The organism is Nonomuraea sp. NPDC051941 (assembly GCF_044593615.1).
In genome coordinates this window covers 179,503-191,646 of the sequence record NZ_JBIUCF010000012.1, presented here as the reverse complement: position 1 = coordinate 191,646, position 12,144 = coordinate 179,503, and the positions used below count along the sequence as shown (strand labels likewise).

Genomic DNA, 12,144 nt, shown 5'->3' with positions numbered 1-12,144 from the left:
GCACCCCGGCGGCCGCTCCGGGGCGGCCTCCGGGGTGGGTGGTCAGGCGTCCGGGCCGGCGGGGAGCTCGCCGGCCACCTCGGGGGCCCGATGCTCGTACGGGGTGCTCAGCACCACCGTGGTGCGGGTCGAGACGTTGGCCGAGGCGCGGATCTGCTGCAGCAGGTCCTCCAGCGCCGTCGGCGAGCCCACCCGGACCTTGAGGATGTAGCTCTCGTCGCCCGCCACGCTGTGGCACGCCTCGATGGCCGTCAGGTGGGCCAGCCGCTCGGGGGCGTCGTCGGGCGCGGCCGGGTCGATCGGCTTGATCGACACGAACGCGGTCAGCGGCAGCCCGACCGCCTCATGGTCGATGATCGCGGCGTATCCGCGCACGACCCCGCGCTTTTCCAGGCGGCGTACGCGCTGGTGCACCGCCGAGACCGAGAGCCCGGTCTCCCTGGCCAGGTCGGTGAAGCTCATCCGGCCGTCGCGGGCGAGCAGCGTGACGATCCGGCGGTCGATCTCCTCCATCGCCAAAAGGTTAGCCGGTCATGGTCACGACATGGTCCCGACGGGCGAGGCCCCCATGCGCATCGCGTGCTCGACGAGCGTGATGAGCACTTCCCGGCCCGAGTCCTTCTTGCGGGCGTCGCAGCGCACGATGGGGATGTCCGGCTCCAGGCCGATCGCCGAGCGCACCTCGCCGACCGTGAACGGCCTCGAGCCCTCGAAGCAGTTGAGCGCCACGATGAACGGCTGCTCGCGCTTCTCGAAGTAGTCGACGGCCGGGAAGCAGTCGTCGAGGCGGCGGGTGTCGGCCAGCACGACGGCGCCGAGGGCGCCCATGGCCAGCTCGTCCCACACGAACCAGAAGCGCTCCTGGCCGGGCGTCCCGAACAGGTAGAGCATGTAGTCGTTGGCGATGGTGATGCGGCCGAAATCCATGGCCACGGTGGTGGTGAGCTTCCTCTCGACGCCCGACAGGTCGTCGACGTGGGTCCCTACCTGGGTGAGCGCCTCTTCCGTACGCAATGGCCGGGTTTCGGACACGGCGCCGACCATGGTGGTCTTGCCCGCACCGAAACCACCCGCGATCAGGATCTTGATCGCTGTCGGCAGCCGCCAACGGTCAGAGCGACCGAATTCCATCCAGCACCGCCTGTACCTCTCCCGCGCATGCACAACCCCGCCCCTGAGGTGCCGTGGTCAGTGGTACCTGTCAAGGTGCATTGAGAAGGTCGCTCCACATGCCTGGCATCCAGACACCCTAGCAACGCCACATTTTCCACTCAAGCCGCAATCTTTTACAAGAATCAAAATGTCACGGTTTGTCGTGCGACGCGCTCTTATTCGCGGATCTGACAGTCAAGGTGTCAAGCCAATGTGTCAGGTAATCCGACAAGCACTTTAACGGCCGGTCCTCAGCCCGAAATACCGACGAAACCTGCGTTGAACCCGATCTGTCTGCGCAGGTAGGCGGCGGTTCGGGGGCTGCCGGCCCCAACCGGCTCGATGAGCCCGGCGGCCTCGCGGGCCAGGGCGGCCATCGCCCCGGTGACCTCGGCGCGGCTGACGCCGAGCGCCAGGACGTTCAGGTCGCCCCAGCTCATGTCCCTGCGGTAGGAGGCCACGTCGCCGAGCAGGTGCAGGTAGCGCTGGACCTGCCTGCTGACCGCCCGCAGGTCGTCCAAATGGGTCCTGGCCCAGTCGTCGGCGGTGTAGATCCAGTGCGAGACGTCCACGAAGCACGAGCCGCGGCTGTCGGCGTTGTCGAGGAAGCGCTCCAGCGTCAGGACGGCCCGCGTATCCCGCCACACCCACGCCCTGCCCATGCCGGTCAGCGTCTCGGCGAGCTGGTCGCGCCAGATCCACCGCAGGTCGTCGAACTCCTTGACGGTGCCCAGCTCGTCCCGCAGGTCGGCCAGGAACCGGGTCGCCGCCGAGCGGGGCACGGCGCCGTCGGCGACCGACAGGCATTCGCGGATCAGCCGGTCGACCTGCTCGCGGGTGGTGGCGGTGTGGTCCACGAGACGGTCCACGGCCAGGACCCACAGGGCGGCCCGGTTGGCCACCTTCAGGTGCTCGGCGCTGGCCCAGGGGGCGCTGAAGGCCGTGGAGAGGGTCAGGGCGGCGTAGGACTCGGCGCCGAAGGCCGCCGCGGGGAACAGCCCGCTGTACATCTGGGCGCAGCGCCGCAGGTCCCTGCCGCATTCGGCGGCCAGCGCGCACGTCCTGCCGAGCTCGAACGCCTCGTCCAGCCCGTCGTCCGGCATCCTAGGGCCGCTCGATCAGCTCGCGGATCATGGGCGACCGTCCCCCAAACCCCGATATCCATCTGTTGGGGAATTGTTTCATGATCGCGCGCTTCCCATCAATGGCCCGTTCAGCCTGCCCCGATGGCGATGAACGACACGTCGTCGCCCCTGGCCCGGCAGAGCGCCTCGGCCAGGCCGAGCCCACGGCGCAGGCCGTCGTGCAGGCCGAGCATGACGGGCACGGCGGTCTCGTCGTTCACGGGGACGACGCTGGCGACGATCCCGGCGGTGCCGAGGCGGAGCAGGGCGGTGGCCAGGCCCAGCAGCTCGTCGGCGCCGACGGCCGCCATCTGGCCGGAGTCGCAGCTCGACAGGACGAGGTGGTGGGGGGCGCGGCGCAGGCGTTCGAGGTCGTAGCCGGTCAGGGGGCCGTCGTCGAGGTGGAGCGAGGAGAACAGCGGGCTGTCGGCCCGGAACGTGCCGTGCGCGGCCAGGTGGGCGAGCAGGCTGCCGTCGATGGCCGCCAGCACCGCGGGCGCGGTGGACCGCCCCGCCTCGAGGAGGGACACGTCCCAGGGCATGTCACCGTCGACCTGGGCGTACAGGCCGGCGATCTCGCGTACCTCGCGGTCGGCGTGGGCGACGCCCGGGCCGCGGACGAGGACGATGCGGCCGCCGTCGGGGCGCGGCGCCGACCTGGCGCGCAGCCACGCCCCGGCGGAGGGAGCGACGGTGAAGGGCCGGCGGCGCAGGGACGGCAGCAGGCCCCAGGGGGTGGTGTGCAGGGTGCTGGGGGGCACCACGACCAGGGGCCCCTCCTCGCCGAGCAGGCCCGCCACCGGTCCGAGCACCGCCCGCTCCAGCTGGGCGCCCAGGTCGTGGAGCTCGCCCTGGTCGGGGTCGCGTTCGTAGGCGAGGCGGCGCAGCCTGGAGCGGGCGAACTCGACCTCCGCGACGGCCCGGTCCATGGGCCCGGCGGTGTGGCGGCGCACGGTCCCGTCGCCGCAGAGCAGGACGTGCAGCGTGCCGTCCACGGCGACCAGCTCCGCCAGCCGGCCCCCGCCGAGGGCGTCCAGGAGCCGCCCGGTCCGGTCGTCGTCGCGGTCGCGGCGCTCGCCTCCGCCGCGCGAACGCCCCTTGGCATGGAGCGTGGCGGAGCGTACGCGGGATTCCAGGCGGCTGCGGTCGCGCTCCAGGGCCGCGGCCGAGGCGGCGCCGTCCTGGCGGGCCTGGGCCAGCAGGTGCTCGGCCTGCCGCAGGGCGGCGAGCCTGGCCAGGAGCTCGCCGTCCTCGGGCGGGCTCACGGCGGGCACGGCGAGCGAGGTGGCCCGCCACCGCTCCGTCCAGGCCAGGAGCCGGCGGGGCCGCCCTTCGCGCAGCAGGTGCCGCTGGGCGAGCGTGACCAGCTCCGCGCCCTGGGCGGTGGCCAGCGCGTGCAGCTCGGACGAGCCGAACGTGAGCCGGTGCTCCTCGATGAGCGCCAGCCCGGCCCGGCAGGCGTGCAGCAGGCGGCGCGGCTCCCCGGCCGCCTCCGCCCGGAGCGCCTCGGCCAGCCAGCCGCCCGCCCGGGACGTGGCGGGCCCCTTGTACCGGACGTCGGCGGCCCTGGTGAGGTGCCGCTCGGCCACGCCCGGTTCGCCCAGGGCGAGCGCGATCCGTCCCGCCACCAGGTGGGCCTGCCACACCTCCGGTGACCCCAGCCCGGCCAGCCGCGCGGCGAGCCGCCGGGCCTCGCCCAGCGCGGTCCGCCGCGCCGGGACGTCCGGGGTGGCGTGTTCGGCCTGGAGGACGATCAGGCGGGCGTGCTCGGACCACCACGCGCGGTGCTGGCGGGCGAACAGCCGCCGGGCCTCCCCCGCCCGTTCCCCGGCGGTAACCGGGTCGCCGCTCTGGAGGGCGGCGCGGGCGGCGATGAGCAGCAGCTCGGCGCGCCGGGTCGCCTGGCCGCGCAGCCGGGCCAGCAGCCGCAGCCCTCCGTCCGCGTGCTCCAGCGCGTCCCGGGCCAGCCCGGCGGCCAGCAGAACCGCACACCGGTCGCCGACCAGGTCGAACATCGGCGTGCCGAGTGAGTGGAAGCTCCGCTCCGCCTCGTCCAGCAGGGCGAGCGCCGCGGGCAGATCGCCCGTGCGGAACGCCGCCACCCCCCGGTTCTGCACGGCCACCGCCGAGTCGTGCTCCTGCCGGGTCGGGCCCAGCATGTCCTGCGCCGTGCGGAAGTCCGCGTCGGCGGCCTGGACGGCGCCCAGGGCGAGCTGGACGTGCCCGCGCAGGGTCAGCGCCCGCGCCGCCCACACCGTGTCGCGCGCCCCCAGCAGGGCGGGCACCGCGTCCCGCAGGTCGTCGAGGGCCGGCCCGTGCCGGCCCAGGATCCACCGGGCGCCCGCGCGGCGGAACAGCACCCGCGCCCGCGTCGTGCCGTCCGCCCGGGTCGCGGCCTGGTCGAGCGCCGACAGGCCCGCCCGCGTACGTCCTGACTGCAGCAGCGCGATGCCCAGCGTGGCCAGCACGTCGGTCTCGCGGTCGGCCGAGCCGGAGCGCCGCGCCAGGCGCACGGCATGGCGCAGCTCCCCGATGGCCGCCTCGAGGTCGCCGAACTCACGGTGCAGGATCCCGAGCGCCTGCCTGGCGATCGAGGACTCGTACGGGCCCCTCCCGTCGGCCAGCAGCGCCCTGGCGGCCGCCAGGGCCTCCCGGGGTCTCGCGAAGACCATGGCCAGCAGGTCGTGCGGATCTTCCCGGGACACGGAACGATCGTAGACCCCTGCTGTATCAGCGGCTCCGGTGATGGCTCCTACATACGTACATCGCAGGGAGGGACAGGGAGGGACGCAGAGAATGACCCCATCGGACAGCCGGTTCTGGGAGCAGCTGGAGATACTCAACGCGGCGCTGCCGGACGGCATGCGCGCGGTCGCGGGCCCCGAAGGGGCCGCGCCGGGATCCGCGGTGCAGCCGCGGTTCGCCCACCTCGCCGGGCACGTCCTGGTGCGCGACGCCGACGCGGGCCGGGCCGCCGCGACCGTCCAGCGCCTGCAGCCGGGCCCCGACACGGTCCGCGTGGCCGGGGCCAGGACCGTCGGCCGCACCTCCATGCGCCGGCTCTCCGTCGGCTCCAGGAACCTGCACCGGACCGTCGAGCACCTGGCCCGCGAGGACATCGCGTCGAGCCTGGTCCACTTCGTCACCGTCGCGGGCGTCAACCTGTGCCCCGGCGACGAGCCGGTCCCGAGCGCCGGGCCGCTCAACCCGCCCCTGTCCGGCCGCGACCGGGGCGCGGGGGTGAGCGTCGCCGTCCTCGACACCGGCCTCGTCCACGACTACCTCGACCACCAGTGGCTGGCCGAGAGCTCGGGCATCCCGAACATCCCCAAGGTGGACGGCGACGTCACCGCCCCCGGCGACGAGCTCGACCCCGACGGCCTGATCAAGCCGTACGTGGGCCACGGCACGTTCATCGCCGGCGTGCTGCGCTGCGTGGCGCCCGCCGCCGACGTGCGCGTCTACAACGCCTTCCCGTACGCGGGCGCCGCCCTGGAGGACGAGCTGGGCCAGACCCTGCTGCACATCCTGGACGAGCACGGCTGGCCGGACATCGTCTCCCTGTCGGCCGGCACCAGGACCGCCGACGCGAGCGCGCTGCTCGGCCTGGCCGACTTCGTGGACGAGCTGGCCGCCCACCCCGGCACGCTCCTGGTGGCCGCGGCCGGCAACGACGGCGAGACGCTGCCGTTCTGGCCGGCCGCGTTCGCCGCGGAGCCGGTCAACGCCTCCGGCGACGTGGTGCTGTCGGTGGGCGCGCTGCGCGAGGACGGGCTCGGCCGGGCCTGCTTCAGCAACCACGGCGACTGGGTCACGGTGTACGCGCCGGGCGAGCGCCTGGTCAACGCCTTCACCTCCGGCCCCTACCAGTACGGCTACCCGCACCGCACCACCTGCCGCTTCGCCGACCCGGCCCACTACCCCGGCTGCACCTGCATGGCCACGCTGCAGGAGGGCGACAAGGCCACTTTCACCGGCCTGGCGGCCTGGAGCGGCACGTCGTTCGCCACGCCGATCGTGGCCGGGATGATCGCGGCCCGCATAGCGCAGGAGCAGGTGTCGGCGAGGGAGGCCGCGGCGCAGCTTCTCGCGGGGCGGCTGGCCGTACCGGATCTGAGCGGTTTCCTCCGATGATGGCGAGTTACCCGCCCGGCGGCGATATGCGAAATATATTGGGCTTCCCGCCCAGATATAGGGAGCCGCCGCAGTGGACGACACCGCAACCCTGGTCGCGGCTGCCGCGGACGGCGACGCTGGGGCGTGGAAGGAGCTCTACCAGCGCTACAGCGGGCTGGTGTGGGCCGTGGCGCGAGGCTACCTCGTGAACGACTCCGACGCCCAGGACGTGTGCCAGACGACGTGGTACCGCTTCGCCGAGCACCTGACCAGGCTCCGGGAGCCCGAGCGGGCCGGCTCCTGGCTGGCCAGCACCGCCAGGCACGAGGCGCTGCGGGTCCTGCGCACCAGCGGCAGGGCCCTGCCGGTCGGCGACCTGGAGCTGATGGGCCTCGACGCCGACGATCGCTCGCCCGAGTTCCTGCTGCTGGAGGCGGAGGAGGCGAACGAGCAGGCCGAGCGCGAGCAGGAGCTGTGGAGCGCGTTCGAGGAGCTGCCGGAGCGCTGCAGGCGGCTGCTGCGCGTCCTCATCGCCGAGCCGCGGCCGAGTTACCAGGAGATCGCGGACGGGCTGGACATGCCGGTCGGCAGCATCGGCCCGAACAGGGGGCGCTGCCTCAAGCGGCTGGCCGCCCTGATGAACCGGCGAGGCGTGAACGGCATCAGGGGGTGAACGGCGTGGACGACGCCATAAATGACGCCATGGATGATGGGGACCTGGAGCTGGAGGAACGGCTGCGGGCGGCGGCCGAGCGGCTCGACCCGGTCCCGGCGGGGCTGTTCGAGGAGGCGATGCTGGCCTACGCGCTCAGGTCCCTGGACGCGGAGCTGGCCGAGCTGACGTTCGACTCGTGGGAGGAGCTGTCGGCCACCCGGGTGCGCGGCGGGGGGCGGGCGCGGCTGCTGTCGTTCGCCGCCGGGGAGGTCGTCGTGGAGCTGGAGGTGACCGGCCGGCGGCTGGTGGGGCGGGTGTCGGGCGGTACGCCCGCCGAGATCGTGGTGCAGCGGCGGGACGGTGGCACGCCGGTGTGCGCGGACGAGCTGGGCCGGTTCACCACGGGCGAGCTCGCGCCCGGCCCGCTGCGGCTGCGGGTCAGCCCCGACTGCGGCGGCCCGGTGGTGACCACCTGGATCCTCATCTGACCGTCGTCAGGTCGCCCAACTTGGCGGCCAGCGCCACCCGGGAGCCGATCCCGAGCTTGGCGTAGATCTTGCCGAGGTGGTACTCGACGGTTTTGACGCTGATGAGCAGCTCTCTGGCGATCTGCCGGTTCGTCAGCCCGCCGGCCACCAGCGTGGCGGTGCTGAGCTCCTGGGGCGTGAGCCCGAGCCGTACCGTCGCGGGCGGTTCCAGCCCGCACGCCGCCAGCTCCTGGGCGCAGCGGTCCACGAGCGGGCGCGCCCCCAGCCGATGGAAGATCGCGCGGGCCGCGCCGAGCCGGTCCGCGGCCGCTCGGCGCCGCCCGGTGCGGCGCAGCAGCCTGCCGAGGTCGAGCAGCACGCGCGCCTCCTCCAGCGGGCACACCCCTTCCACCAGCGTGAGCGCGCGGACGAAGCGCTGCTCGGCCTCGATTGGAACGTTCCTGGCGGCGAGCAGCAGGCCCTCCAGCCTGAGCCGGGCGGCCTGCGGGCCGCTCCCGCCGAACGCCACCAGCGTCCGCTCCGCCTCCTCCAGCCGCCCGTCGGCCACCAGCGCCTCGATCCGTCCCGGCCGCGGGTCGGGCACGAACACATCACCCGGCCCCTCCACAGTGCGGGCGGGCTCGGCTCCGATGAGGGTCAGGGCCAGCTCCGCCTGCCGCTCCCCCATCGCGTGGCGCAGGCGGCGGGCGGTGGCGCGGGCGGCCCTGGCGTGCGCGAGCGCCCGCTCGTGCTCGCCGCGGGCCGCCAGCGGCGCCACGCACGCGACCTCCAGGCACGGCAGCAGCCACCGCTGCCCGAGCGCCCGCGCCTCGGCGAGCGCCTGTTCCGCGCGGGCGGCGGCCTCGTCCCAGCGCGCGCTGCGGTGCTCGGCGACGGCCAGCAGCGCGGCGGCCAGCAGGCGGTGGTGCGGCAGCCCGGCCTTCGCCGTGGCGCTCTCGACCCGTCTGAGCACCGCGCACGCCTGTTCGGGGGCGCCCTCGGCCAGGTGCGCGAGCGCCGCGGTGAGGCCGCCGGGCGGCGCGCCGGCGCCGGGTGCCCCTCCCAGCGCCAGCACGTCGTACGGCCTGGCGACCGCGCCCGCGATGGGCTGTCCGATCGCCAGGCCCGCCCAGCTCACCGCCGCCTCCCGGTCTCCGTTGACCAGGTGCAGCCAGGCGAGCTGTTCGGCCACGTCGGCGGCGAACCCGGGCTCCCGGTGCCGCCACGCCTCGGCCAGCAGCTCGGCGGCCTCGTCGAAGCGTCCCGAGGCCAGCGCGAGCCGGCCCAGCACGTAGCGGCGCACCGGGCGCGGATCGGCGTTGCGGGTGGCGGCGAGCTCAGTGGCGCGGACCACGTCGCCTCCGACGAGGACGTGCTCCAGGACGGCCGTGGCCAGCTCGTCGCGGCGGGCGGCCGACTCGGTGAGCCCGGCGGCCAGGTCGAGATGGGCGGCGGCCTCCTGCCACTGCCCGTGCTGGGCGGCCTTGGCCGCGAAGCCGGCCAGCTCCTCGGCCAGCGCCTCGTCGGGGCCACCGGCCGCCGCCGCCCGGTGGCGCAGGGCCGTACCGGTCTCCTCGGCCAGGCGGGCGGCGGCCAGGTGCAGCCGCGCCCGGACGCCGGCGCCGAGCCCGTCGTAGGCGGCCGCCAGCGCCAGCGGCTCGGTGAAGCCGACCAGGCGTCCGGGCAGCTCGCGCAGCAGCCCGGCGCCGACGGCCTCCTCCAGCGCGTCCAGCGGCTCGTCCACCCCGCCCGCGACGGACACCGCTACGTGAAGCGGGCATTTCTCGCCCAGGATGGCGCACGCGGCGACGAGCCGGCGGGTGGCGGGGGTGCAGGCGTGCAGGCGGCGGGCGAAGGAGCGCAGGTACGTGCCCGGGGCGGGCAGCCGCGTACCGGGGTCGGCCAGGACGTGGACGGGAAGGGCGGCCAGGAGTGCGCGGGCGTGCAGCGGGTTGCCCAGCGTGTGGTCACGCAGCCGCGCGGCGGCCCGGCCCGTCGCTGCGCCCGTCTCGGTGTTCTCCGCGCCAGATGCCGGCCCGGATACCAGCTCGGATCCCGGCCCGGATGCCAGCTCGGTCAGGTCGGCGGTGCTCAGGCCGCCCAGTGTGATACGGAGCGTGTCGTCGCCGGTCAGGAGCCGCCGCAGCCCTTCCGGCAGCCACGGACCGGCGACGTCGCGGCAGGCGAGCAGCACGAGCACGCGCCCGGCCCGCGTCCGCCGCAGCACGTAGGACAGGGCCCGTAAGGAGGGGCCGTCCGCCCACTGCGCGTCGTCGACCAGCACCACCAGGGGTCCCTGCGCCTGGAGCGCGTCGATCGCCTCGCAGAGCGCCTGCCCGGCGGCACACGGGTCCGGCCCCGCCGCCGCGGGCACCCCCAGATATGCCGCCTCGTCCAGGAGCTGGCGCACGACGCCGAGGTGGAGCTCCCGTTCGCTCTCCTCGCCGCTGGCCGCCAGCACCCGCGCGCCCCCGGACGCGACGAGCCGGTGGATGAGCGCCGTCTTGCCGATCCCCTCGGGCCCTTCGACGACCGCTCTCCGGGCGGATCCCCCGTCTGCCGCGCGCAGTTCCGCGCCCAGCAGGGCGAGCTCCGCTGTCCTGCCGACGAACATGAGCACTCCCTCCGCCGCCCTCGCATTCCCAGAGGGCGGGCGGCGGGCCCTGATACACCTCAGGGCCGGGCGCCGACCCGGGTCCAGGCGGCGGTGGCGTCGTCGTGCCGTTTCCCGTACACGGGCCCACGGTCCCGCTCCAGCTCCCTGACCGCCGCGATCACCGCTTCGGGCCCCTGCCCGTCCAGCGCCGCCACGAGGTCGCGCCAGCTCCACCCGTACCAGTCGACGAGCCGCGACACCCCGTCGGTGAGCGCGCCCACGCCGCGCGCGTCGGCCACGACGCCGCACAGCCCCTGCCGAGCCGCCTCCGGGCGGCTGCCGGCCACCCAGAACCCGCCGGGCGCGTTGCGCATCCGCCGCACCAGCTCCACCGTGTACGGCCGCCCGCCCGGCAGGCCCTCGACCCGGTCGTCGCTCACCACCCGGACCCCGCCGTCCGCCAGCGAGAAGACGACGGGCGAATCGCCCAGCACGAGATATTCGACCCCGTTCCGGCTGGTCCGCACCATGGCCACCGTCGAGGACGGCGAGTCGGGATCGTCCAGGTCGCAGGTGCCGGAGTGGGCGGCCATCGTCGTCCCGATGGCCGCCTCCAGGATCTCCGCCAGCGGCGAGTCGCGATCGGCGCTCAGCCCCGCCGCCAGCGCGTCCCCGAGCCGCCGCACCAGCCACGGCACGTCGTGCGCGCATCCGCCGGCGATCCCAGGCAAGGCCGTCGCCCCGTCGAGCACGACGATCCACGACGGCCCCGCGATCACCAGGTCCTCGTTCGGCCGCCCGGACCCGGGCCTGCTGGCGCAGGCGACCTCCGCGAACACGGCCTCCTACACGATGACGAGGTCGCGCGGGGTGTTGTTGAGCCGCTCGGCGCCCGTGTCGGTGCAGACCACGATGTCCTCGATCCGCGCCCCGTGGCTGCCGGGCAGGTAGATCCCGGGCTCCACGGAGAACGCGAAGCCGGCCTCCATCGGCTCGCCGTTGCCGGAGACGATGTACGGCTCCTCGTGCGTCTCGATCCCGATGCCGTGGCCGGTGCGGTGGATGAAGTAGTCGCCGTATCCCGCCTCGGCGATGATGTCGCGGGCGGCGGCGTCGATCGACTCGCAGGAGACGCCCGGCCGCACCGCCGCGCAGGCCGCGTCCTGGGCTCGCCGCAGCACCTCGTAGTACGCGGCGAAGTCCGCGGGCGGCTCGCCGACGCTGTACGTGCGCGTCGAGTCGGAGCAGTAGCCGTTGTGCAGCTGCCCGCCGATGTCCACCACGACCGGCTCCCCGGACTGGATCACCCGGTCGGAGACGTCGTGGTGGGGGCTGGCCCCGTTGGGCCCGGAGGCGACGATGACGAAGTCGACGGTCGCGTGGCCCGTCGCCATGATCGCCTCCGCGATGTCCCGGCCCACCTCGCGCTCGGTGCGCCCGGCGCGCAGGAACTCCGGCACCCGCCGGTGCACCGCGTCGATCGCCTCCCCCGCCTCGCGCAGCGCCGCCACCTCGGCGGCCGACTTGCGCATGCGCAGCTCACGCAGCACGGTCCCGGCCAGCACCTGCTCCGCGCCCGGCAGCACCTCGCGGAAGCGCAGCGACGACATGGCCCACATCCGGTCGGCCAGGCCCACCTTCTCGACCTGGCCCAGCCGCGCCGCCGCGATGGCGTACGGGTCGTCGGTCTCGTCCCACGCCACGAACTCCAGCCCCAGCCGCGAGGCGGGCGACGCCTGCGCCGCGGGCAGCTCCAGCCGGGGCACCATCATGTACGGCTCGCCGGAGGCGGGCACCACGAGACACGTCAGCCGCTCCAGCGGCTTGGCCTCGTATCCGCTCACATAGCGCAAGTCGGGGCCGGGCGTCAGCAAAAGGGCGTCGAGACCGGCCTTGGCGGTGGCCTCCTGGACGGCGGTGAGACGGGACACGGGATACAGATCTGAGGACGTCACAGCCCATAATCTACTCGGACCGCGCCGCCTAAAATCCGCGAAAAGCTCTCACAACACGGCAAGCCACCGCTACACTCCG

10 protein-coding genes are annotated in these 12,144 nt (G+C 74.4%); 3 read left to right on the top strand and 7 right to left on the bottom strand.

Features of this window, described 5'->3' with window-relative positions; genetic code table 11:
* Positions 1-42: 42 nt before the first annotated feature.
* The 4 genes from ACIHFD_RS21795 to ACIHFD_RS21780 form a co-directional block, all read right to left on the bottom strand.
* Positions 43-513, bottom strand: coding sequence for an Lrp/AsnC family transcriptional regulator (locus ACIHFD_RS21795; protein ID WP_350734614.1), 471 nt, complete (start codon positions 511-513; stop codon positions 43-45).
* Positions 514-537: 24 nt separating this feature from the next.
* A complete protein-coding gene (locus ACIHFD_RS21790) occupies positions 538-1,131 on the bottom strand; it encodes an ATP/GTP-binding protein (RefSeq protein ID WP_350734616.1) in 594 nt (197 codons plus the stop codon).
* Between the two features lie 272 nt (positions 1,132-1,403).
* Positions 1,404-2,255 (bottom strand): terpene synthase family protein, encoded by an 852-nt coding sequence (locus tag ACIHFD_RS21785; protein WP_397368436.1) that lies wholly within the window; start codon positions 2,253-2,255, stop codon positions 1,404-1,406.
* Positions 2,256-2,365: 110 nt separating this feature from the next.
* Positions 2,366-4,981 carry a CHAT domain-containing protein gene (locus ACIHFD_RS21780; RefSeq protein ID WP_397368435.1) on the bottom strand — a complete coding sequence of 872 codons (2,616 nt, stop codon included), beginning with the start codon at positions 4,979-4,981 and terminating at the stop codon, positions 2,366-2,368.
* Between the two features lie 91 nt (positions 4,982-5,072).
* On the opposite strand from ACIHFD_RS21780, the gene ACIHFD_RS21775 reads away from it, so the two are divergent.
* From ACIHFD_RS21775 to ACIHFD_RS21765, 3 genes are all read left to right on the top strand, one after another.
* Complete coding sequence (locus tag ACIHFD_RS21775) at positions 5,073-6,410, top strand: S8/S53 family peptidase (protein ID WP_397368434.1); 1,338 nt, start codon at positions 5,073-5,075, stop codon at positions 6,408-6,410.
* A gap of 73 nt (positions 6,411-6,483) precedes the next feature.
* On the top strand, positions 6,484-7,065 hold the full coding sequence (locus ACIHFD_RS21770; RefSeq protein ID WP_363968697.1) for a sigma-70 family RNA polymerase sigma factor: 582 nt from the start codon (positions 6,484-6,486) through the stop codon (positions 7,063-7,065).
* A 29-nt stretch (positions 7,066-7,094) separates the two neighbouring features.
* Positions 7,095-7,535 (top strand): hypothetical protein, encoded by a 441-nt coding sequence (locus ACIHFD_RS21765; protein ID WP_397368433.1) that lies wholly within the window; start codon positions 7,095-7,097, stop codon positions 7,533-7,535.
* Here ACIHFD_RS21765 and ACIHFD_RS21760 read toward each other — a convergent pair.
* From ACIHFD_RS21760 to ACIHFD_RS21750, 3 genes are read right to left on the bottom strand one after another with little or no spacing between them, the layout of a single operon-like run.
* Positions 7,528-10,128, bottom strand: coding sequence for an AAA family ATPase (locus ACIHFD_RS21760; protein WP_397368432.1), 2,601 nt, complete (start codon positions 10,126-10,128; stop codon positions 7,528-7,530). The two genes, ACIHFD_RS21765 and ACIHFD_RS21760, sit on opposite strands and share 8 nt — an antisense overlap.
* A gap of 59 nt (positions 10,129-10,187) precedes the next feature.
* The gene (locus ACIHFD_RS21755) at positions 10,188-10,949 is read right to left on the bottom strand and encodes a protein phosphatase 2C domain-containing protein (protein WP_397368431.1); all 762 of its coding nucleotides are present in this window, start codon (positions 10,947-10,949) and stop codon (positions 10,188-10,190) included.
* A gap of 6 nt (positions 10,950-10,955) precedes the next feature.
* Entirely contained in the window at positions 10,956-12,065 is a 1,110-nt protein-coding gene (locus ACIHFD_RS21750) for a M24 family metallopeptidase (RefSeq protein WP_397368430.1), read from the bottom strand.
* Positions 12,066-12,144 lie beyond the last annotated feature (79 nt).